The organism is Streptomyces sp. NPDC012510, from assembly GCF_042955065.1.
In the GTDB taxonomy this organism is placed as follows: Bacteria; Actinomycetota; Actinomycetes; order Streptomycetales; family Streptomycetaceae; genus Streptomyces.
The window spans coordinates 129,247-151,689 of sequence record NZ_JBIBEN010000002.1 but is presented as its reverse complement, the minus strand read 5'-3'; the positions used below and the strand labels follow the sequence as shown (position 1 = coordinate 151,689).

The following is a 22,443-nucleotide window of genomic DNA, read 5'->3' as shown; positions in this document are numbered from 1 at the left end:
TTTCGAGGGGCGCGAGGAACTGCGCGATCGGCCCCCACCCCGACGGCAGCCGCCGAACAACCCGCGGCCCCACCCCTTAGGGGTCCTTTCACTATGCCCGTCCGGGTCGCGTGGTCTGGCACCGCACCTCGCCGCGTTGCCGAAAAGCCCTAGTAGCTCCGCTACGAGGGCTCTCCGGCGCCTTGCGATGCACGGCACCAGACCACGCGACCTGATCGGACGCTCATAGTGAAAGGACCCCTTAGGCACCCCCGGCCAAGCCAAGCGCACGCGGGTTCGTTACCTTTAGCGCGTGGACAAGAAGAACGCCCTGCGCGCCGGCGCCCTGGCCGCCGGTACGACGCTGATGATGCTGCTCATGTCGTCCCCCGCGCTCGCGCTGATCCCCGACGACGGCGACGACCCGGGTCCGGGCCTCAGCGTGATCGACACGCTCGGCCTCTTCGTCGTGGCGCCGCTCGTGCTGTTCGCGGTGATCACCGGACTGGTGATGGTCCTGGACCGGTCGACCGACCGCGAGCCCAAGGCCAAGGCGAGGGTCTGACCCCTCCCGCCCCGCGCGGATCTCAGCACGTCCTTCGAGGGCACCCTCCGCACGCATGTGCGGAGGGTGCCCTCGACGTGTCAGGAGCCCGTCCCCACCACCAGCAGTCTCAACAGGTCGGCCAGTTGGCCGGCCTGTTCCTCGTTCAGGGGGGACAGGGCCTCGGTCTGGACGGCGAGGCCCGCGACGAGGGCCTGGTCGATCAGGTTCAGGCCCTCGGCGGTGAGGGTGACCTGGAGGGCGCGGCGGTCGTGCGGGTCGGGGGAGCGGCGGATCAGGCCCGCGCGTTCGAGCTTGTCGAGGCGGCCGGTCATGCCGCCGGTGGTGAGCATGAGGGTCGCGGAGAGCTGACGGGGTGAGAGGGTGTACGGCTCGCCGGACCGCCGCAGGGTCGCGAGCACGTCGAACTCCCCGCGCGAGATCCCGTACCGCGCGTACGCCTTCTCCATCCGGTCGCCGAGGGACCGCGAGATCCGGTAGACGCGTCCGAACACCTCCATCGCGGTGGTGTCCAGGTCGGGTCGCGCGAGCGCCCACTGGTCGATGATCGCGTCGACGGGGTCGCGGAGGGGCTTGTCGGGCTCGGGGCGCGCGTTCATGAGGTGAGTATCCGGGGGCAGATGGGTCGACCGCAAGAAAGTGGCTTGACGGAAAGTTGCTTAGCGCTAAGCTAATTGCGAGCAAGCTAATCGGGTACTTCAACGTACGCCCGCAGGCCGCCTACCCGCCTCTAAGGACGCGTCCCATGACAGCGCACAGCGCGCACACCGCGAACCGTCTCCCTCTCATCGCCCTGACCGCCCTGGCTCCCATCTCCTGGGGCACCACCTACGCCGTCACCACGGAGTTCCTGCCGGCCGACCGTCCTCTCTTCACGGGACTGGTCCGGGCGCTCCCCGCGGGGCTGGTGCTCCTGGCGATCTCGCGCAGGCTGCCGCGCGGGGTGTGGTGGGGGAAGGCCGCGGTGCTGGGCGCGCTGAACATCGGGGCCTTCTTCCCGCTGCTCTTCCTCTCCGCGTACCGGCTGCCTGGCGGCATGGCGGCGGTGGTCGGCTCGGTGGGGCCGCTGCTGGTCGCGGGCCTGGCGACCGTACTGCTTGGGGAGCGGCCGACCCCCCGCACGTTGCTCACCGGGATCGCCGCCGCCCTCGGCGTCAGCCTGGTCGTGCTGAAGGCGGCCGGTGCGCTGGACGCGGTCGGCCTCGTCGCGGCGCTCGCCTCCACCGCCTCCATGTCCACCGGCACGGTGCTCACCAAGCGGTGGGGCCGCCCGGAGGGCGTGGGCCCCCTCGCCCTCACCGGCTGGCAACTGACCGCCGGTGGCTTGCTGATCGCCCCGCTCGCCCTGATCGTCGAGGGCGCGCCCCCTGCCCTGGACGGCCCTGCGATCGGCGGCTACCTGTACCTCATGCTGGGCAACACCGCCGTCTCCTACTGGCTCTGGTTCCGAGGCATCGGCCGCCTGTCCGCCACGCAGGTCACCTTCCTCGGCCCCCTCTCCCCCCTGACCGCGGCCGTGGTCGGCTGGGCAGCCCTCGACCAGTCCCTCACCGCTCTCCAGCTCCTCGGCATGACCATTGCCTTCACCGCCACGGTCCTCGGCCAGCTCCAGCCGCGCAGGCCGTCGCCGACGGCCCCCATGAAGCGGCCCGAGCACCCCCGCGCCGAGCGCCCCCGCGCCGAGCCGACCCGCGCCGACCCGCGCTGAGCCGGTCCGCGCCGAGCGGGTCCGTGCGGAGCCGGTCCACGCGGAGGCGACCCGTGCGGAGCAGGCCCGTGTGGAGCCGGTCCGTGTGGAGCGGGTCCGTGTGGAGTCGGTCCACGCGGAGACGACCCGTGCTGAGCGGGTCCGTGCGGAGCCGGCCCGTGCAGAGCCGGTCCGTGCTGAGCCGGTCCGTGCGGAGACGACCCCTGCCGACCCGGTCCCTGCGGAGCGGGTCCGTGCCGAGCCCGTCCACGCGAAGCCGGTCCGCACGGAGGCGACCCGTGCCGACCCGGTCCGTGCTGAGCGGGTCCGTGCCGACCCGGTCCGCGCGGAGGCGACCCGTGCCGAGGCGACCCGTGCCGAGCGGTCCGTGTCGGGTAGGCCCTGAGCGGAGAATCCCGGCCCGCCGGTTCTCGGACCGGTCAGACGGAGGGGGCGCCCGGTGATTCACCGGGCGCCCCCTCCGCCGTACGGCTGCCGCAGGCTACTCCGTGGCGGCCGCCGCGTCCGCGGCCTGCGCCTTGAGGGCCCGTTCGACGCCCGAGCGGGACTCCGAGACCAGGCGGCGCAGGGCCGCGTTGGGCTCGGCGGAGGCCAGCCAGGCGTCGGTCTTGCGCAGGGTCTCGGCCGAGACCTGGATCGTCGGGTAGAGGCCGACCGCGACCTGCTGGGCGATCTCGTGGGAGCGGGAGTCCCAGATGCTCTTGACGACCTCGAAGTACTTGTCGGTGTACGGGGCGAGGAGGTCACGCTGGTCCGTCTGGACGAAGCCGCCGATGACGGCCTCCTGGACGGCGTTGGGCAGCTTGTCGGACTCGATGACCTGTGACCAGACCTCGGCCTTGGCCTCGGCGGTGGGGCGGGCGGCACGGGCGGTCGCGGCGTGGCGTTCGCCGGCGGCCGTCCTGTCGCGCTCGTACTCCCCGGCGATCTCCGCCTCGTCGTAGCGGCCCACCGCCGCGAGCCGCTGGACGAAGGACCAGCGCAGCTCGGTGTCGACGGCCAGGCCTTCGATCGTCTGCGTGCCCTCCAGCAGGGCCTCCAGGAGGTCCAGCTGCTCCGGCTCGCGGGCGGTCGCCGCGAAGGCGCGCGCCCAGGCGAGCTGGTGGTCGGAGGACGGGGCAGCGGTCCGCAGGTAGGCCAGAGTGGCATCCGTCCAGCGGGTCAGCAGCGCCTCGCGGGCCGACGGGTCCGCGTACAGCTCGATCGCCAGCTTCACCTGGCGGTGCAGGGACTGCACCACACCGATGTCCGACTCCTTGCCGATGCCGGAGAGGACCAGGGAGAGGTAGTCGCGGGTCGCCAGTTCCGCGTCGCGCGTCATGTCCCAGGCCGAGGCCCAGCACAGCGCGCGGGGCAGGGAGGACTCGAAGTCCCCGAGGTGCTCCGTGACGAAGGCCAGCGACTGCTCGTCCAGGCGGACCTTGGCGTACGACAGGTCGTCGTCGTTGAGGAGGACGACCGCCGGACGGCGCCTGCCCACCAGTTGCGCCACGGCGGTCAGTTCGCCGTCCACGTCCAGCTCGACGCGCTCGTCGCGCACCAGCTTGCCGCTGTCGTCGTCGAGTTCGTACAGGCCGACCGCGATGCGGTGCGGACGCAGGGTCGGCTCGCCCTTCGCACCCGTCGGCAGCGCCGGGGCCTCCTGGCGGATCGCGAAGGAGGTGATGACGCCGTGCTCGTCCGTCTCGATCTCGGGGCGCAGGACGTTGATGCCCGCCGTCTCCAGCCACGCCTTCGACCAGGACCTCAGATCACGGCCGGAGGTCTCCTCCAGGGCGCCCAGCAGATCGGACAGGCGCGTGTTGCCGTACGCGTGCGCCTTGAAGTACGCCTGCACGCCCCGGAAGAACTCGTCCTCGCCGACGTACGCGACGAGCTGCTTCAGGACGGAAGCGCCCTTCGCGTAGGTGATGCCGTCGAAGTTGACGAGCACGTCGTCCAGGTCGTTGATCTCGGCCATGATCGGGTGCGTCGACGGCAGCTGGTCCTGCCGGTACGCCCAGGTCTTCATGGAGTTGGCGAACGTGGTCCACGAGTGCGGCCAGCGCGACTCCGGGTGGGCCGCCTGGCAGGCGATCGACGTGTACGTGGCGAACGACTCGTTCAGCCACAGGTCGTTCCACCACTCCATCGTCACGAGGTCGCCGAACCACATGTGGGCCAGCTCGTGCAGGATGGTCTCGGCGCGCACCTCGTACGCGGCGTCCGTCACCTTCGAACGGAACACGTACTGGTCGCGGATGGTCACCGCGCCCGCGTTCTCCATCGCGCCCGCGTTGAACTCCGGCACGAACAACTGGTCGTACTTGCTGAACGGGTACGCGTAGTCGAACTTCTCCTGGAACCAGTCGAAGCCCTGCCGGGTGACCTCGAAGATCGCGTCGGAGTCCAGGTACTCGGCGAGCGACGGCCGGCAGTAGATGCCCAGCGGCACGCTCTGCCGGTCCTTCTCGTACACGCTGTGCACCGAGTGGTAGGGGCCGACGATGAGCGCCGTGATGTAGGTCGAGATCCGGGGCGTCGGCTCGAAGACCCAGACGTCGTCCTTGGGTTCGGGCGTCGGCGAGTTGGAGATGACGGTCCAGCCGGACGGGGCCTTCACGGTGAACTGGAAGGTGGCCTTCAGGTCCGGCTGTTCGAACGACGCGAAGACCCGGCGGGCGTCCGGGACCTCGAACTGGGTGTACAGGTACGCCTGTTCGTCGACCGGGTCGACGAACCGGTGCAGGCCCTCACCGGTGTTGGTGTACGCGCAGTCCGCCACGACCCGCAGGATGTTGCGGCCCTCCAGCAGGGCGGGCAGCGCGATCCGGGAGTCCGCGAAGACCTCCGCCGCGTCCAGCGCGTCGCCGTTGAGGGTCACCTCGTGGACGGTCGGGGCCACCAGGTCGATGAAGGACGCCGCGCCGTTCTCCGCGACGTCGAAGCGCACCGTGGTGACGGACCGGTAGGTGCCGCCCTCCTGCGCGCCGGAGAGGTCGAGATCGATCTCGTACGAGTCGACGCTCAGCAGTTCCGCCCGCTGCTGAGCCTCTTCGCGGGTCAGGTTTGTGCCAGGCACGCGGTCATCTCCTCGGTATGTGTGGGTTCCGTCATCCTTCCACGGGACCCAGGTGCGACGCGATGTGCCTTTCCCGTCGACGAACAGGGACGTCTTCCGCTCATGGCGAAGGGGTGCCCACCGGTCGATCGGTCGACCGGTGGGCACCCCTTCGGTGCACGCGACCCGCGTCAGCCCTTGAGCTCTGCCGCCACCAGCTCCGCGATCTGCACGGCGTTGAGCGCGGCGCCCTTGCGGAGGTTGTCGTTGGAGATGAACAGGGCCAGGCCGTTGTCCGCGGTCTCGTCGGTGCGGATGCGGCCGACGTAGGACGGGTCCTGGCCGGCGGCCTGGAGGGGGGTCGGGATGTCGGAGAGGGCGACGCCCGGCGCGCCGGCCAGCAGCTCCGTCGCGCGCTCCACGCTGATGGGGCGGGCGAAACGGGCGTTCACCTGGAGGGAGTGGCCGGAGAAGACCGGGACGCGGACACAGGTGCCGGAGACCTTGAGGCCGGGGATCTCCAGGATCTTGCGGGACTCGTGGCGGAGCTTCTGCTCCTCGTCCGTCTCGTGCAGACCGTCGTCGACGATCGAACCGGCCAGCGGGACGACGTTGAAGGCGATGGGTCGCTGGTAGACGCCCGGCTCGGGGAAGTCGACCGCCGCGCCGTCGTGCGTCAGCTTGTCCGCGTCGGCCACGACCTTCTGGACCTGGCCGTGCAGCTCCGCGACGCCCGCGAGACCGGAGCCGGAGACCGCCTGGTAGGTGGCGACGACCAGCGCTTCGAGGCCCGCCTCCTCGTGCAGCGGACGCAGGACCGGCATCGCGGCCATCGTCGTGCAGTTCGGGTTGGCGATGATGCCCTTGGGGCGGTCGGCGATCGCGTGCGGGTTCACCTCGGAGACGACCAGCGGTACCTCGGGGTCGCGGCGCCACGCGGAGGAGTTGTCGATCACGACCGCGCCCTGGGACGCGACCTTCTCGGCGAGCGCCCGGGAGGTCGCGCCGCCCGCGGAGAAGAGGACGATGTCGAGGCCGGAGTAGTCGGCCGTCGCCGCGTCCTCGACCGTCACACCGTCGACGACCGAACCGGCCGAACGGGCGGACGCGAACAGGCGCAGCTCCGTGGTCGGGAAGTCGCGCTCCTTGAGGATCTTCCGCATGACCGTGCCGACCTGACCGGTGGCTCCGACGATTCCGACCCTCACGGCGACTCCTTTTACGTGGCTTGTCTGTGTCTGCGGCATGGCCGAGGCCTTTCCATCATGCGGTCAGCCCCGGCCCACCTGTCCAATCCTTTGACCGGGACGCTCGCACACCGGGACGCGACCGACCGCGGCGACGGGGCGGCTTCTTTGGCGGTCACCCCCGCTGAGCTGGAGAAATTCGCCCTACGGCGGCCCCGTACCGCAAGCTGTGCTGCCACGACCCTGCCCAAGGCGCCGGGGCGCACGCGAAGGTGTGACGTACGCCTCTGCGATCCGTCGGAAAGTCGGGCGAGGCGGCCGAACGTTTAGGGCCGCACCGGCGTCGTAGGGGAAACGCGGGAGGGGAGGGGTGGCCGTGCTGCGCAGAAAGACGCGCGTCGTCGAGAGCGTCGGGAGCGTCGGGAGTGTCGAGGGCGTCGAGGACGTTCCGGAGGCGGACGACCCGCTGGACGCGGCCCAGGAGCGGCGGGTGCGGGCCGTGCTCGCGCTCGGCGGTGTGCCGCAGTCGGACCTGCTGGACGGGGTACAGCAGGTACGGCTGCGGCTGCTGGAGCGGGCCGCGAGCGGGCGTGAGGCACCGAGGGACGTGTCCGCGTGGGCGGCGGTGGTCGCCTCCAACCTGGCGATGGACTGGCACCGCGCCAAGCGCCGCCAGGAGCGCCTGGGCGAGCGGCTGGCCTCACTGCGCCAGCCGGCGGCCCACCCCTCCGGCGAGGAGTCCAGCGTGCTCTCGCTCGCGGTCGCCCGCGGTCTGGACGAGCTGCCCGACGCCCTGCGTCAGGTCCTCGTCCTGCGCTTCTACGCCGACCTGCCGGTGCGCGGGATCGCCGACGAGCTCGGCATCCCCGAGGGCACGGTCAAGAGCAGGCTCCACTCGGCGGTCCGCGCCCTGCGCACCCGCCTGCATGAGGACGAGGTGGTGTGACATGACCGCCCGGGACAACAGCGGACGTGACACCGAGCACGAGGGCGTCGCACGGGGGGACGCCGAGCACGACGGCCTGGCACAGAGCGGTGCGGAGCGCGGAAGCGCCGAGCACGGAAGCGCCGAGCACGGAAGCGCCGAGCACGGAAGCGCCGAGCACGGAAGCGCCGAGCACGGAAGCGCCGAGCACGGAAGCGCCGAGCGCGGTGGCCGTGCGAGCGGGGGCGCCGAGCCCGGTGATCTCGCGAGCGAGGACTCGGAGGGCGACGGCCTCCCGCGTGACGGCCTCCCGCGTGACCCGCGCGAGGGGCGCCGGCGTGGAGGCGCCGCCTTCGACGGTGGTGAACGCGGTGATCCCGCCCTCGGTGGTGCCGTCGGCCGCGCGGGGCTCGCCGGCGACGGTGGCCGGTACGTCGGCCGCGCGGGGCTCAATGGCCACGGTGGGCGGTACGACGACCGGGCCGGAGTCGGTGATGACGGTGGGCTGTACGACGGGCCCGTGTACGGCGGCATGGACGCGCTGACGGCCGCGCTGCTGGACGATCCGTTGCCCGAAGAGGCCCTGGAGGACGCCGAGTTCATGGCGTCCCGGGACGCGGCGGCCGCCGATGTCGCTCTGCTGCGGGAGCAGCTCGGGCTCATCGGTGACGCGCTGGCGGCGACGGGTGAGGACGCCGTGGCCGGAGTCCCGCCGGGGCGACTCGTGGCCGCGCGGACGGGGGACGCGGCCGGTGCCGAGACGGACCCCGGGCGGCTGTCCGGGCCCGCGCAGGCCCCCGTCGCGCCGGTGAGGCCCCTGCCGACGCGGTCGGCCCGCAGGCGCCGCGCCCTGAACGTCGCCTTGGGCACCCTCGCCGCCGCCGTGGCCGCCGCCGCGGTCTTCGGCGTGGGCCGGGCCGTCGTGCAGGCCGGTGGCGTGACGAACATGACGTCGTCCGACGCGCGCGACGGCGCCAAGAGCGACGAGAGCCAGGGGGACGTCGACCCGCAGCAGGAGAACGGCGGCGCCTCGCTCAGCCGGGAGGGGTACGTGGCCTGCGCCCGTCTCATCGTGGAGGGCACCGTCACCGCCGTCGAACCCGTGCCCAGCACCGGGCAGGACCGGATCACGGTCGCCGTGGGCCGCTGGCTCAAGCCCGACAAGGGCGCGGACCAGATCGTCTTCCCCATGGAGCAGGATGTCGACCCCCGGCTGAGGAAGGGCGACCACGTCTTCGTCAGCATCCCGAAGGAAAGCGCCCAGCCCGACATCTGGAGCACGGACGAGGCGGACATCGCCCGCGACCGGGCCTGGATCGAGGGGGCGCTGCCGGGGGCGAGGAGCCTGTCGTGCGAGTGACCCGTTGAACGCCGAAGGGGCGGGTGTCCCGCCGGACACCCGCCCCTCAGGTCGTTCACGCGCTGTCGGCGCGTTCGCGCACTACCGGCGCACTACGGCGTGACCTTCTCGATCCGCACGCTGCCGGTGCCCGCGGCGGTGCCGCGCGCGTTCACAAGCTGGACCTGGCCGAAGAACTCCCGGCCGGCCGGAGCCTCGGCGGCCGCGACGACATCACCGGAGACGGTCGTCGAGGCACCCGTGCCGAGCTTGACGGCGGTGCCCGCGACCTTCACCTCGCCGAGGGCGGAGGAGAAGTACACGTCGCGGTAGTCGTACGCGGTCGACCCGGCCGGAACCGCGTAGCCGACGACCTGGATCGTGTACGTACCGGCGGCCGGCTTCGGGAGGGAGACGGACTCCTCGGAGTCGCCGTCCGCGGAGCTGGCGACCTGGGTGCCCGCGGCGTCGTAGACGAACAGGTCCAGGTCGGCCCCCGTGTCCGACGTGCTGCCGATGGCGACGTCCAGGGACTCGGCGCCCGCGGGCACCTCGACCGTGGAGGTCTGGGTCTCACCGGTGGCGATGGTCGGCCGACCGGTCTTGGCCGAGCCCAGCGGGCCGCCGGCCAGCTTCCCGTCGACGGGGGCGAGGCTGTTGGTCACCTTCCAGGAGGCGGGGGTCGGGGTGCCGACCTTGGCCTCGGGGACGGTGACGACCTCCGGGTCGAAGTTCGCGCCGTACACCGCGAAGTTCAGCTTGAAGGGGTTGTCGAGCAGCGGCGACGTCCGGCGCGACTCGACCTCGATCTCCCAGACACCGGGCTGCGGGTTGGCGTACGAGCGCACGTCCGGCTTGCAGCCCCCGCCGTCCTGGAAGTTGCTGTAGCAGGTCAGGGAGCTGGTGCTCTCCACCGCCAGGCCGTACGGGTGGTTGGCGATGAACCGGGTCTGGCTCTTGTCCTTCAGCCCGCTGATCGCGACCTCAAGGGTCTTGGCACCCTCGGGGACGGTGACGAAGTACGACTTGAAGGAGTTGCGCTGGACCTTGCCGGACGCCGAGTGGGTGTACTTCAGCGGCGCGGAGACGACCACCGTGTTGAGGACCAGCTTGTCGATGCCCTCGGTCCTCGGGTCGTCGACCTCCAGGATCGCGCTGCTGATGCCGGAGTTCTCCGGCTTGGCGGCGATCTTCACGGTGACCGGCTTGTTCAGCGGCAGGGAGACCTCGTCGTCGCCGACGATCCGGAACGTGTTGTCCCGGTTGTTCTCCAGGTGCAGCTCGTGGCGGATCGCCTTGTCGGCGCCGGACGTACGGGTGATGGTCACGTCGTACGTCTTCTTCTGGCCGGCCTTCAGGCCGCCCTCACGGTCGTAGACGCCGGTGCCGAAGCCCGGGGTCTTCAGCGCGAAGTCGAGCGCCGTGTCGACCGGGGCCTTGACCGTGTAGTCGTGGGCGGTCGCGCCCTCCTTGATCGACTTCCACGCGTCGACGATGTTCATCAGGCCCGCGCCCTCGGCGTACGCCTGGACACCGCTGATGTGGTCGGCGGTCGAGGTCAGCGCGGTGCGCAGCTTCGCGGGCGTCAGGTCGATGCCCTTCTGCTTCGCGGCGCTGAGCAGCAGCGCGGAGGCGCCGGCCGCCTGCGGGGAGGCCATCGAGGTGCCGTTGAGCATCTGGTAGCCGGCCGGGAGCGTGTAGCCCGCCTCGGGGGCGATGACGCCCGGCAGCCAGGTCTGCGCGGTGTTGACCGCGGCGCCGGGCGCCACCAGGGTCGGCGTGAAGCCGCCGTCCTCACGCGGGCCGCGCGAGGAGAAGTTGAACAGCTGGTAGTCCTTGGTGACCTGCGAGCCGTAGTTGGACGCCCAGGTCTCCTTGGAGATGGAGGCGCCGACCGAGATCACCTTGTCGGCCAGGCCGGGGTCGCCGATCGTGTTGGCGCCGGGGCCGGAGTTGCCGGCCGAGATGACCAGCTGGACGCCGTAGGTGTCGATGAGGCGCGTGTAGAGCTCGGCACGCGCGTTGTTGCCGTCGTTCAGCGCCGGGAGGCCGCCGATGGACATGTTGACGATGTCGACGCCGCGGTTGGCGACGAGGTCGATCATGCCTTCGGTGAGCGCCACGTTGGTGCAGCCGGGGCCGAACTCGCAGGCACGGGACGAGACGATCTTCGCGCCGGGGGCGGCGCCGTTCATCTTGCCGCCGAACAGCCCCTTCGCGGCGGTGATGCCCGCGACGTGGGTGCCGTGCTCGCTGGAGATGAGACCGATGTTGACGAAGTCGGCCTTCTTGCCGACCCAGTCGCCCCCGAAGGGGTCCATCGGGACGTCCTTGCGGTACTCCACGACGAACGGCTGGCGCTCGGCGACCTCGGTCGACGGGTCGTCGGTGCCGAAGTAGCCGATCTGGTAGCCGTCCTTGTACGGCTTCATCGGCTTGTCGTCGGTGAAGTCGAAGTTCTGGTTGACGTCGACGGTGACCGTGCCGGCCGCCGCGTCGTAGAGCACACCCCAGGCGTCGGTGGTGTCGCCGTCGCGGTTCACGTCGCCGGCCGCGTCGCCGGCGGCCGTGATCGACTCGCGGAAGGTGTTGACGGAGTACGAGCCCGTGGGCGCGCTCCAGGTCCGGCCGCCGAAGTTGAAGGTCGGGCCGGAGACCGAGGTGGTCATCGGACGCCAGCTGCCGTCGCCGTCGACGATCGGGTCGGTGGAGGTCACCCAGTCGACGATCTTGCGCTCGCCGGTGGTGGTCTTCTGCAGCGCCGGGTGCCCGAGGTCGACACCGGAGTCCAGGACGCCGATGGTGATGCCCCGGCCGTCCGCCTTGGGGTTCTTCTTCACGAAGTCGACGGCGCCCGTCTCGAAGGACGGGTTGTACGGGTTCTCGGCGGGGGTCTTCTTGCTCGGCCCCGGATACGTCTTTGCCGCCGTGGCCTGCGACTGCGTGCCCTTGGCGCCGTCCGCGACCGGCGACGGGTCGTCGAGGACGATCTCCTGGCGCAGGTCGATGCCGTGCACGGAGGAGAGCTTCGTGGCGGCCGAGATGGCGGCGTCGGCGCTCTTGGTGGGAACCGTGGCGCGGACGTAGCCGAGCTTGTCGTAGGTACGGCCCACGGAGCCGCCCTTGACCGCGTCCAGCTGCTCGGCGACCTGTTCGGTCTTGCCGGGCGCGGTGGCGATCATCATCGTGACGTTCTTGTCGCCGTCGGCCTTGGCCTCGGCGAGCAGATCGGCGTCGGTCGAACCGAGCTTGTCGTGCGCGGACTTGACGCCGCCGTCCGTCGGGACGGCGCTGGACGGGTCGTCCGCCGAGAAGGCCATGGGTATCGGCCCGGCAGCGGAGAGCGCGGCGACCAGTCCCGCGGCCACGGCTATGCGCGCCACGCGTCTCGCACCCGGCCGGGGGCCGGGCTGGGGGGTGAGGGTCATCGACATCCCTTGAAGGAAGCAGGTGAAAACGAGCGTTGATGATCCGAGCGGCGGGTTCGGATCGGTCCGGTCCGTTATGCGGTCCCGGATGGTCGCTCAGCCTTACCCAAGTGACCCATGCCTGGGGAGAGTTGACCGAGGCGGGATTGTGTCATGGCGTAAACCCGCCACCCGCCATGGGCGCGATGGCCGCGCAGGAATGGACAATTTGGCTAACGTCTGTGCATGCGCGAGGAGTTGAGGGTGGCGGCCTACGCCGTATGCGTACGGGACGACCACATGCTGCTGGCCCGCTGGGTCTCCCGGGACGGCGAGAAGAAGTGGACCCTGCCCGGCGGCGGCATGGACCACGGCGAGGACCCGTACGACACGGTCGTCCGCGAGGCCGCGGAGGAGACCGGCTACACCGTGGAGCCCACGGCCCTCCTCGGCATCGACACCGGCCGCCGCACCTACCCCCGCCGCCTCGGCACCCGCGCCGACCACCAGGCGCTCCGCATCGTCTACGAGGCCCGCGTCACCGGCGGCGACCTCCGCCACGAGACGAACGGCTCCACGGACATGGCCGCCTGGCACCCCCTGGACGAGATCCCGGCCCTGGAACGGGTGGAGCTGGTGGACATCGGCCTGCGCCTCTGGCGCGAACGCCCGCGGGACGGCCACTTGACGCCGTCGCTGAACCATTAGGGGCGCGGGGCAGTGCTGAACATGTGGCTACCGCCGCGGGGCGCGCGAAGCCACGACGCACCCGCACGCACCGCATCACCGAAGCCCCCACGGCGAACAGGTGCCGTACCCCACCAGACGAACAAGCCGTACCCCACCAGATGAACAAGGAGTGACCCCTTCCCTTCCCTCCCCCTCACATTCGGGAACCCCCGGTGAACGCGCACCGCCCCCGAAGATCCACGTACGGTGATCGGCGCCACCCGTTGCGACGTCGTTAACGTCCAGGTCACCCCGACTGCCAAGCATCAAGGAAGAGCGGGAACCCCACTCCGGCCCCCACCGCGGAGCGGCCCCGCGACCACTTCCGACGCGTTCGCAATCGGGGAGACCGCGCCATGCCGCGCATACGCTCAGTCGCTGCCGCCGCCACCCACCCTGACCGCAGGGCCTTCCTCGCCGCCACCGGCGCCGTCGGCCTCGCTGCGGGAGCCGGCTTCGCCCTGCGGCCGGAGACCGACGCCCACGCCGCCACCACCGCCGACAAGGCGGCCGAGGTCCCTTTGGCGAACCTCTCGAACAGAGCGGCCCCGGCCGCCCCGCTCGCCCCGTACACCCGAGGCACGACCCTCGCCTCGGTCGCCGCCCCCCGGGGTGCCTCCGGCTACCGCCGCCTCGGCGACGGCCCCGCCTGGAAGCGGGTCGTCCGCGGCGACCTGGCCGCCCCCAAGTCCGGCCGCGAGAAGCGCCGTACGGCCCTCGCGTCGTTCGTGCAGTTCACCGACCTGCACGTGGTCGACGTCCAGCACCCCCTGCGCTACGAGTACCTGCGCGCCCGGACCGCGAGCGCGTGGCGCCCGCAGGAGGCCCTGTCCGTGGCCGGCGCGGTCTCGCTCGTCGAGCGGGTCAACGCGCTGCGCGGGGCCCCCGTGACCGGCTCGCCCCTCCACTTCGTCATGACGACCGGCGACAACACCGACAACAACTCCAAGACGGAACTGGACTGGTTCCTGAAGGTGATGAGCGGCGGCCGGGTGACCCCCAACTCCGGTGACCCACGCCGCTACGAGGGCGTCCAGGACAGTGGCCTCAAGCTCTACTGGCAGCCCGACGCGGCCCTGCGCGACGCCGACAAGCAGCTCGGCTTCCCCCGCCTCGACGGTTTCCTGGCCGCCGCGATCCGCGAGGTCAACAGCCCCGGCCTGAACGTCCCGTGGTACTCCACGGTCGGAAACCACGACTCCCTCCCCGGCGGCTGCTACGCCCCCGGCGACTCCTTCTTCGCCGACTTCGCGGTCGGCGGAAAGAAGCTGATGACGCTGGACGAGCAGATCGGCAAGGCCCTCTGGGACAACGTCAAGAGCGGCGGCGACCCCCGGGGTGCCGACTGGAAGGCCGTGCTCAAGGCCCAGGCGAAGAGGATGCGCTCGGTCACCCCGGACGAGAACCGCGCCCCCTTCACCCCGCTGGAGTACCTGAAGGCACACCTGGACCCGGCCCACACCGGCCCCGGCCCGGTCGGCCACGGCTACTCACGGGCCAACCTCGACGCCCGCACCCAGTACTACGCCTTCCGCATCGCCGACGACGTCATCGGCATCAGCCTCGACTCCACCGACCCCGGCGGCCACTACGAGGGCTCGCTCGGCACGGTGCAGCTCAAGTGGCTGGACCGCACGCTGAAGGAGGCGGCCAAGGACGGTTCGTACGCCGTCGTCTTCAGCCACCACACCAGCACGTCGATGCGGAACCTCCGCGAGGACCCCTCCCGCCCCGGCGAGGCCCGTCACGGCGGCGACGAGGTGCTGTCCCTGCTCGGCCGCCACCGCAATGTCCTGGCCTGGGTGAACGGCCACAGTCACCGCAACCGGATCACCCCGCACTCGTCCACGAACGGCGGCTCCTTCTGGGAGATCTCGACCGCCTCGCACATCGACTTCCCCCAACTCGCGCGTGTCATCGAGCTGGTGGACAACAAGGACGGAACGATCTCCGTCTTCACCACCCTGATCGAATCGGCCGCCCCGCACGCCACCGACTTCACCGACCTCTCGCAGACCGGCCTCGCCGCCCTCTACCGCGAGCTCTCCTACAACGCTCCCGGCCGCCGCGACACACTGACCGGCACGGCCGGGGACCGCAACACGGAGCTCGTCCTCCGAAAGGGCTGAGAACGGCTCAACCGGCGCGCACCCGTTCAACCACCCCGCCGACCGGGGTGTCCCCCTTGGCGACCGAACGTTCTCGGAGCCGCCGAGAACGACGGTGCGAAGGGGGATGTCACATGTCAGCACGCACAGTGCGTACGGCTCTGGTGGCGGCGACCGCGGTGGCCGCGACGGTGGCGCTGGCCGCGCCCGCGGTGGCCGCACCCGCGTCCGTCAGAACCGACCACGGTCCGACCCGGGCGGCCGCGGCAGCGGCGGTCAAGGACGGCGTGGTCGGCGTGGCCCTGCAGGCCAAGGACAGGCGCGGGGTCTGGAAGGCCACCTCGGGCGTGGGCGACCTCAGGACGGGCAAGCCCCGCTCCGCCCACGACCGCTACCGCGTCGGCAGCATCACCAAGACCTTCGTGGCGACGGTCCTGCTCCAGCTCGAGGCGGAGGGCAGGCTGTCCCTGGACGACAAGGTCGACAGGTGGCTGCCGGGCCTGGTGCGCGGCCACGGCCACGACGGCAGCAAGGTGACGCTCCGCCAACTCCTCAACCACACCAGCGGAATCTTCAACGTCACGGCCGACGAGGAGTTCGGCCGCACGTACTTCCTGAAGGACGGCTTCTTCAAGCACCGCTACGACACGATGCCGCCGGAACAACTCGTGGCGATCGCCATGAGGCACAAGCCGGACTTCGCCCCCGGTACCGACTGGAACTACTCGAACACCAACTACGTCCTGGCCGGCATGGTGATCGAGAAGGTCACCGGCAACCCGTACGGCGACGAGGTCCGCGCCCGCGTCATCGAACCTCTCGGCCTGCGCTCCACCCTCGTGCCCGGCACCTACCCGAAGGTCCCGAAGCCGAGCAGCCGCGCCTACGGCAAGCTGGCCGAGACGACGACGGGACCGACGTACGACGTCACGGAGCTGAACCCCTCCCTGGCCTACGCGGCGGGTGAGATGATCTCCGACTCCGGTGACCTCAACCGCTTCTACACAGCCCTGCTCAAGGGCAGGCTCCTGCCGCCGAAGCAGCTCGCCGAGATGAAGACCACGATCAAGATCGACGAGTTCCCCGACGCCGGCTACGGGCTGGGCCTGATCGAACGGAAGCTCAGCTGCGGCGTCACCGTCTGGGGCCACGGCGGCGGCATCCACGGTTCGATCTCGGAGGCCGTCACCACCACCGACGGCAGCCACTCCCTCGCCTTCAACTTCAACAGCGACTGGACCGGCGACAGCGAGGCGATCGTGGAGGCGGAATTCTGTGAGAAGTAGGAACGGCACTACGCACCTGACGCACCTGACCAACCGACGCACCTGACGCACCTGACGCGCCCGTGGGCGGAGCCTTCGGAAGGACTCCGCCCACGGGGCTCATGTCGGCAGCAACGAGGAGGGGGCGCCGAGTCGGCGCCCCCTCCTCTCCCCTCCTGGTGCCCGAGTTACCCGTTTACCGGGGAAGCACCACCACATACGCCGCCGGATCGCGATCGCAGGACGCCATCAACGCCGTGCGTACGACGGCCGCCTGCTGTTCCAGGGAGTCACGCAGCTTCTTCGGGGTGAGGTGCACGACCGTGATGCCGAGCCGTTCCAACATCTCGCGCTTGCGGGCGTACTCCGACCACAGCGCGTCGTCCTCCTGGCGCGGCGCCCGGGTGTCGAGTTCGACCGCGACGGCCTGTTCCGGCCAGTACGCGTCGAGACCGCCGAGGTGAGGACCACCGGGAAGGCGCAGATCGACGTTCCAGACCGGGTCGGGCAGGGCGTACTCGCGGACCATCCGGTACAGGTGGTCCTCCGCGATCGCCCGGCCCTCGGCGAGCAACGAGTCCACCGCGTCGACGACGTGCGGGCGGTTCAGCAGCCGCGCCTGGGTCAACTCCCGCACCACGGCGGCGGGCTCGGTGTGACCGCCGCGCACCGCCTCCGTCAGCAGCCGGCGTACGGCGCCCGCGTCGGCGAGTTCGCCCACCGCGTCGGCCAGCGCGCGCGGCACGGGGGCGACGGGCAGACCGGTCACGTACGACGGCGTCGGCATGGCGGCGCTGCGGACGATCCGCGCGCAGCCCACGGTCCGCAGCCGGCGCATGCGCGGGACCAGGACGTCGATCGTGTCCAGGGAGGGGAGCGGCGGAGCGGACGAGAACCCGTGCAGCGTCAGGGCGGCCAGGCCCGTGATCACCGCGTCCGTGTACCGGGGGGCGGGGCGGGGCTCGTCCGCGTGCGGCTGCGCGGGCACGCCGGCAACCCCCGCAGCGCCGGTCGCCCCTGCGGGCGTCTCACGGAAGGAGGAGCGGGCCGCGTACGACAGCACCGCGTGCAGCCGCTCCTCGGAGGTGGGCGGACCCGGGTGCAGCAGGAACACACCCGGCAGGATCTGCTGCCAGGAGCCACCGGGCCGGCACTGCTCGTTCGTCTCGGCGGCGGTGACACCCTGCGCGCGCAGCTGCGCGGCCGTCAGCACCCGGCGCGTGCTGTCCGAGAGGCGACGGAGGGGGCGGGGGGAGAGCGGGGTGTTGTGGGTCATGCCCCGGAGGTTCCCGCTCCGGGGCCGCCCATGAACCGCTGTTACACGCTCGTCGACAAATCCGGACAATACCGCACTAAAGTACGTGCGTTCGAGTGCCGATAGTCGCTGGTCCGGATGGGGATCGGAAAAGGTTACGGCTCCGATTACCCGAATTCAGTAACGCGAACCCGCCCCCGTCGTCGTACTGGCTGCGGGCAGTCGTGCCGCTGGGGCGGCACGGGTGGGCGCAGCGGCACCTCGTGGCGCCGAGTCGCGCACCTGCCCCCCAGCGGCAGCCGCCGGGTGCGCAACACCCAGGAGCCCAGCGGCACTCACCGCCCTGCGGCGCCGTCGCACGCCTGCCCCCGCAAGCTCCGGGCCAGATCGTCCCGCGCCTCCAGCACCAGCCTCCGCAGGGCCGGCGCCGCCCCCGCGTGCGCGGCCAGCCACGCGTCCGTCGCGTCCAACGTGTCCTGGGAGTCCTGGAGCGAGGGGAACAGCCCCCGCACCACATCCATCCCGATCTGGATCGACCGCTCGGCCCACACCCGCTCGATCACCTCGAAGTACTTGGCGGCGTAGGGCGCCACCAACTCCCGCTGGGACGGCCGGGCGAACCCCGCGATGGTCGCCTCGACCAACGCGTTGGACAGGGCGTCCGACTCCACGACCGAAGCCCAGGCCTGCGCCTTGACCGCGGCGGACGGCCGCGCCGCCAGGCACCGCACCTGATGCCGCTTCCCGGAAGCCGTGTCGTCCCGCGCCAACTCGGCCGCCAGCACCCCCTCGTCGGCGTCCCCGTAGGTGGCCAGCGGCTCCAGGAACGCCCAGCGCAGCTCCTGGTCGACCTCCAGCCCGTCGATCTTCTCGGTCCCGGCCAACAGCCCCCGCAGTACCGCCAGATCGGTCTCACCGGACGCGACCGAGGCGAAGAAACGGGCCCACGTCAACTGGTGCTGGCTGCCCGCCTCGGCGGCCCGCAGCTCACGCAGCGCGCCCTCCGCCAGCAGCCGGCCCCCGGTCTCCCGCCACTCGGGCGCCGCGTAGTGGGTGAGCGCGGAGTTGGCCCACGCGTGCAGCATCTGGAGCACCCCGATGTCGGACTCCCGCCCGGCGAACCGCAGGACGAGGTCCACGAAGTCCCGCGCCGGCAGCAGCGCGTCCCGGGTCAGGTTCCACAGCGCCGACCAGCACAGCGCCCGCGCCAGCGGGTCGGAGACGTCCCCGAGCCCGCCGCGCAGCGTGTCCAGGGACCCCGCGTCGAAACGGATCTTGCAGTACGTCAGGTCGTCGTCGTTGACCAGTACCAGCTCGGGCGCCTCGGCCCCGACCAGTTCGTTCACGACCGTACGCGGCCCGTCGACGTCCACCTCGGCCCGCGCGTACCGCTCCAACGCCCCAGCGCCTCCGGTACGCCGGTAGAGGCCGACCGCCACCCGGTGCGGCCGCAGCTCGGGGTGCGATTCCGCCGCCTCCTGCACCACGGCCAGCTCGTCGATCCGGCCCTCCGCGTCGAGAAGCACCTGCGGAGTGAGGGAGTTCACGCCCGCTGTCTGCAGCCACGCCCGCGACCAGGAGGCCATGTCGCGTCCGCTGGTCTCCTCAAGGACCGACAGCAGGTCACCCAGCTTCGTGTTGCCGTACGCGTTCCGCTTGAAGTACCGCCGGGCGCCCTCCAGGAAGGCCTCGCGCCCCACGTACGCCACCAGTTGCTTCAGTACGGAGGCGCCCTTGGCGTAGGTGATGCCGTCGAAGTTGAGCTTGGCGTCCTCCAGGTCACGGATGTCGGCCGTGATGGGGTGCGTGGAGGGCAGCTGGTCGGCTCGGTACGCCCAGGACTTGCGGTTGTTGGCGAACGTGACCCAGCCGTTGGTGAAGCGGGTCGCCTCGACCATCGAGAAGGAGCCCATGAAGTCGGCGAAGGACTCCTTCAGCCACAGGTCGTCCCACCACACCATGGTCACCAGGTCACCGAACCACATGTGCGCCATCTCGTGCAGGATGACGTTGGCCCGCCGCTCGTACGACGCCCGGGTGACCTTGCCCCGGAAGATGAACTCCTCGCGGAAGGTGACCAGCCCCGGGTTCTCCATCGCGCCGAGGTTGTACTCGGGCACGAACGCCTGGTCGTACTTCCCGAACGGGTACGGGTAGTCGAAGTGGTCGTGGAAGAAGTCCAGGCCCTGCTTGGTGATCAGGAAGACGTCGTCGGAGTCGAAGTAGGGGGCCAGGCCCTTGCGGCACATCGCGCCGAGGGGGATCTCCAGCCGCGTACCGTCCTCGAAGGTCCGCTCGTAAGTGTCCGTCACATAGTGGTACGGGCCCGCGACGACCGCCGTGATGTACGTCGAGATCGGCTTGGTCTCCGCGAACCGCCACACGCCGTCCGTCCGCTCACCGACCCCGTTGCTCCACACGACCCACCCCTCCGGCGCGCGCACCTCGAAGCGGAAGGGGGCCTTGAGGTCCGGCTGCTCGAAGTTCGCGAAGACCCGGCGGGAGTCGGCCGGCTCGTACTGGGTGTAGAGGTAGACCTCGCCGTCCTCGGGGTCGACGAAGCGGTGCATGCCCTCGCCGGTGCGGGAGTAGGCACACTGGGCGTCGACGACCAGTTCGTTCTCCGCGGCCAGGTCGTCGATGACGATCCGGGAGCCGTCGAAGACCTCGTTCGGGTCGAGGTCCTTGCCGTTGAGGGAGACGGCCGTCACACTCGGCGCGATCAGATCGACGAAGCTGCCGGCGCCCGGGTCGGCGCAGCGGAAGCGGATCGTCGTCACCGAGCGGAAGGTGCGCGGATCGTGACCGGGGTCACCGGAACCGCCGACGGCGGACCGCAGGTCGAGGGAGATGTCGTAACCGTCGACGGACAGCAGCGCGGCCCGCTCCTGGGCCTCGTCGCGGGACAGATTCTCACCGGGCACGGGCGGCACTCCCTCAGGGTGGTGTTCAGTATGCGGACAGCCCGATCCTGCCATGTGCCGCGGGAATGGCAGGGGCGGTACCGGGCGTTGCCGCGTTGTTGCGCTGTAAACCGACCGTGTATCACCGCCTTCCGAGGAGAAGCATGTCCGAGCAGTCCTCGCAGCCCTCGCAGTCCTCCGGCAAGACCCCTGTCGACTTCTGGTTCGATCCCCTGTGCCCCTGGGCCTGGATGACCTCGCGTTGGGTCCTGGAGGTGGAGAAGGTCCGGGACATCGAGGTCCGCTGGCACCTGATGAGCCTCGCCGTGCTGAACGAGCCCAAGATCGACGAGCTGCCCGAGGAGTACCGCGAGCTGCTGCAGACCAAGGCCTGGGGGCCGGTCCGGATCGTCATAGCCGCCCAGCAGGAACACGGCGCCGAGGTGCTCGGTGACCTCTACACCGCGCTCGGCACGCGGATCCACAACCAGGGCGAGGGCCCTGAGAAGGAGACGGTCGCCGCCGCACTGAAGGACGTCGGGCTGCCCGATTCCCTCATGGACCACTGGGACTCCACCCCCTACGAGGCCGAACTGCGCGCCTCCCACAAGGAAGGCATCGACAAGGTCGGCCAGGACGTGGGCACCCCCGTCATCGCCGTCCCCGGCGCCGACGGCGAGCAGATCGCCTTCTTCGGCCCCGTCGTCACCCCCGCCCCCCAGGGTGAGGAGGCCGCCAGGCTCTGGGACGGCACCCTCCTCGTCGCCTCGGTCCCCGGCTTCTACGAGATCAAGCGCTCCCGCACCAAGGGCCCGGACTTCAGCAACCTGGTCTGACGGGCCCCGGTCACCTGAAGGACTCGGGCAGGGTCAGACCGGCGCCCTGGTTGAAGTACGGCTGCACCCAGAGGCAACGGCCCTTCTCGCCGCGGTTGCCGCAGCGCCACCAGCCGGCCGGGTTGTGCCCCTGGGACTCGATGTACTTCTGCTCGTCCTTGACGGCCTTGTGGAACGGGTGCTGCTCGAGCCCACCGCAGTTGGGGCAGTGCTTGGTGTCCGACATACGACCTCCCGGTCCGGGGCGGCCGGATCGGGAATCCAGCCGGAAAACGGGAGCATAGGGCGAAAGCTCGGTAAATCGTCCGACCGGAACGCGTCCCGCCGTGGTGTTTTCCGGCCGCCGGGGAACGGGAGAACCCCCGCGAGTCACATCCTCGCGGGGGTTCTCCTTATTCCGCCTGCCCGGTGAAGGTTGAGAAGACGATCACGAGCAGGATGTCTGCGGGGTGTTACGGCCTCACGGCGCGAGCAGGAGGCTGTCGCCCCGCTCCTTGGCGGCGGCGTAACGCCTGGCCACGTCCTGCCAGTTGACGACGGCCCACATGGCGTCGATGAAGTCGACCTTCTGGTTCCTGTACTGGAGGTAGAAGGCGTGCTCCCAGGCGTCGAAGACCAGGATCGGCGTGGAGCCCTGGCCGACGTTGCCCTGATGGTCGTAGACCTGCTCGACGATCAGCCGCCCGCTCAGCGGCTCGTACGCCAGTACACCCCAACCCGAGCCCTGCGTGGTCGCCGACGCCTTGGTGAGCTGGGCCTTGAAGCCCGCGAAGGAGCCGAAGGACTCGGCGATGGCGTCCGCCAGTTCACCCACACCGTCCTTCTCCAGCGGCTCGCCGCCGCCGTCACCGGTCATGTTCTGCCAGTAGATGGAGTGCAGGATGTGCCCGGAGAGATGGAAGGCCAGGTTCTTCTCCAGGCCGTTGATCGCGCCCCAGGTCTCCTTGTCCCGCGCCTCCGCGAGCTGCTCCAGCGTGTCGTTGGCGCCTTTGACGTACGCCGCGTGGTGCTTGTCGTGATGCAGCTCGATGATCTCGGGGCTGATCACGGGTGCGAGCGCTGAGTAGTCGTACGGCAGTTCGGGCAGCGTGTAGACGGGCATGGGGGTCCCCTCCGACCTCTTATTGCAAATTACTTGCAAGTGCACGCTAGCAGCAAGAGGCGTAGTAAGAGACTGGAGTGGCATGCCCAGGCATG

17 protein-coding genes are annotated in these 22,443 nt (G+C 70.6%); 9 read left to right on the top strand and 8 right to left on the bottom strand.

The features are described from left to right. Positions 1–292: 292 nt before the first annotated feature. Entirely contained in the window at positions 293–544 is a 252-nt protein-coding gene (locus tag ACFY9I_RS03510) for a hypothetical protein (RefSeq protein ID WP_390996073.1), read from the top strand. Between the two features lie 80 nt (positions 545–624). Here the strand turns inward: ACFY9I_RS03510 and ACFY9I_RS03505 are convergent, their stop codons facing one another. Further along, positions 625–1,143: a MarR family transcriptional regulator gene (locus ACFY9I_RS03505; protein ID WP_390996070.1), complete on the bottom strand. Its 519-nt coding sequence runs from the start codon at positions 1,141–1,143 to the stop codon at positions 625–627. Between the two features lie 146 nt (positions 1,144–1,289). On the opposite strand from ACFY9I_RS03505, the gene ACFY9I_RS03500 reads away from it, so the two are divergent. Further along, positions 1,290–2,252, top strand: a complete 963-nt coding sequence (locus ACFY9I_RS03500) for an EamA family transporter (RefSeq protein WP_390996067.1) — start codon at positions 1,290–1,292, stop codon at positions 2,250–2,252. A 70-nt stretch (positions 2,253–2,322) separates the two neighbouring features. Beyond that, positions 2,323–2,637, top strand: a complete 315-nt coding sequence (locus ACFY9I_RS03495) for a hypothetical protein (protein ID WP_390996065.1) — start codon at positions 2,323–2,325, stop codon at positions 2,635–2,637. Positions 2,638–2,733: 96 nt separating this feature from the next. Here the strand turns inward: ACFY9I_RS03495 and pepN (ACFY9I_RS03490) are convergent, their stop codons facing one another. Then, positions 2,734–5,313, bottom strand: a complete 2,580-nt coding sequence (pepN, locus tag ACFY9I_RS03490) for an aminopeptidase N (RefSeq protein WP_390996062.1) — start codon at positions 5,311–5,313, stop codon at positions 2,734–2,736. Positions 5,314–5,483: 170 nt separating this feature from the next. Continuing rightward, positions 5,484–6,500, bottom strand: a complete 1,017-nt coding sequence (locus ACFY9I_RS03485) for an aspartate-semialdehyde dehydrogenase (RefSeq protein ID WP_390996059.1) — start codon at positions 6,498–6,500, stop codon at positions 5,484–5,486. 355 nt (positions 6,501–6,855) lie between these two features. On the opposite strand from ACFY9I_RS03485, the gene ACFY9I_RS03480 reads away from it, so the two are divergent. Then, the gene (locus tag ACFY9I_RS03480; protein WP_390996057.1) at positions 6,856–7,425 is read left to right on the top strand and encodes a sigma-70 family RNA polymerase sigma factor; all 570 of its coding nucleotides are present in this window, start codon (positions 6,856–6,858) and stop codon (positions 7,423–7,425) included. A gap of 1 nt (position 7,426) precedes the next feature. Beyond that, on the top strand, positions 7,427–8,764 hold the full coding sequence (locus tag ACFY9I_RS03475) for a hypothetical protein (RefSeq protein WP_390996054.1): 1,338 nt from the start codon (positions 7,427–7,429) through the stop codon (positions 8,762–8,764). A gap of 92 nt (positions 8,765–8,856) precedes the next feature. Here the strand turns inward: ACFY9I_RS03475 and ACFY9I_RS03470 are convergent, their stop codons facing one another. Beyond that, positions 8,857–12,177 carry a S8 family serine peptidase gene (locus tag ACFY9I_RS03470; protein WP_390996052.1) on the bottom strand — a complete coding sequence of 1,107 codons (3,321 nt, stop codon included), beginning with the start codon at positions 12,175–12,177 and terminating at the stop codon, positions 8,857–8,859. Between the two features lie 219 nt (positions 12,178–12,396). Here ACFY9I_RS03470 and ACFY9I_RS03465 point away from each other — a divergent pair, with 219 nt between their 5' ends. From ACFY9I_RS03465 to ACFY9I_RS03455, 3 genes are all read left to right on the top strand, one after another. Beyond that, positions 12,397–12,858: an NUDIX domain-containing protein gene (locus ACFY9I_RS03465; RefSeq protein WP_390996049.1), complete on the top strand. Its 462-nt coding sequence runs from the start codon at positions 12,397–12,399 to the stop codon at positions 12,856–12,858. Between the two features lie 377 nt (positions 12,859–13,235). Further along, a complete protein-coding gene (locus tag ACFY9I_RS03460) occupies positions 13,236–15,008 on the top strand; it encodes a TIGR03767 family metallophosphoesterase (protein ID WP_390996047.1) in 1,773 nt (590 codons plus the stop codon). A 113-nt stretch (positions 15,009–15,121) separates the two neighbouring features. Continuing rightward, complete coding sequence (locus ACFY9I_RS03455) at positions 15,122–16,273, top strand: serine hydrolase (protein WP_390996045.1); 1,152 nt, start codon at positions 15,122–15,124, stop codon at positions 16,271–16,273. Positions 16,274–16,448: 175 nt separating this feature from the next. Here the strand turns inward: ACFY9I_RS03455 and ACFY9I_RS03450 are convergent, their stop codons facing one another. Both ACFY9I_RS03450 and pepN (ACFY9I_RS03445) read right to left on the bottom strand, forming a co-directional pair. After that, a complete protein-coding gene (locus ACFY9I_RS03450; RefSeq protein WP_390996043.1) occupies positions 16,449–17,528 on the bottom strand; it encodes a hypothetical protein in 1,080 nt (359 codons plus the stop codon). Between the two features lie 314 nt (positions 17,529–17,842). Further along, positions 17,843–20,431 carry an aminopeptidase N gene (gene pepN / locus ACFY9I_RS03445; protein WP_390996041.1) on the bottom strand — a complete coding sequence of 863 codons (2,589 nt, stop codon included), beginning with the start codon at positions 20,429–20,431 and terminating at the stop codon, positions 17,843–17,845. Positions 20,432–20,574: 143 nt separating this feature from the next. Here pepN (ACFY9I_RS03445) and ACFY9I_RS03440 point away from each other — a divergent pair, with 143 nt between their 5' ends. Next, positions 20,575–21,246 (top strand): DsbA family protein, encoded by a 672-nt coding sequence (locus ACFY9I_RS03440; protein ID WP_390996038.1) that lies wholly within the window; start codon positions 20,575–20,577, stop codon positions 21,244–21,246. A 10-nt stretch (positions 21,247–21,256) separates the two neighbouring features. Here the strand turns inward: ACFY9I_RS03440 and ACFY9I_RS03435 are convergent, their stop codons facing one another. Continuing rightward, the gene (locus tag ACFY9I_RS03435; protein WP_390996035.1) at positions 21,257–21,472 is read right to left on the bottom strand and encodes a hypothetical protein; all 216 of its coding nucleotides are present in this window, start codon (positions 21,470–21,472) and stop codon (positions 21,257–21,259) included. A 234-nt stretch (positions 21,473–21,706) separates the two neighbouring features. Next, the gene (locus ACFY9I_RS03430; protein WP_390996033.1) at positions 21,707–22,348 is read right to left on the bottom strand and encodes a Fe-Mn family superoxide dismutase; all 642 of its coding nucleotides are present in this window, start codon (positions 22,346–22,348) and stop codon (positions 21,707–21,709) included. Between the last annotated feature and the right edge of the window lie 95 nt (positions 22,349–22,443).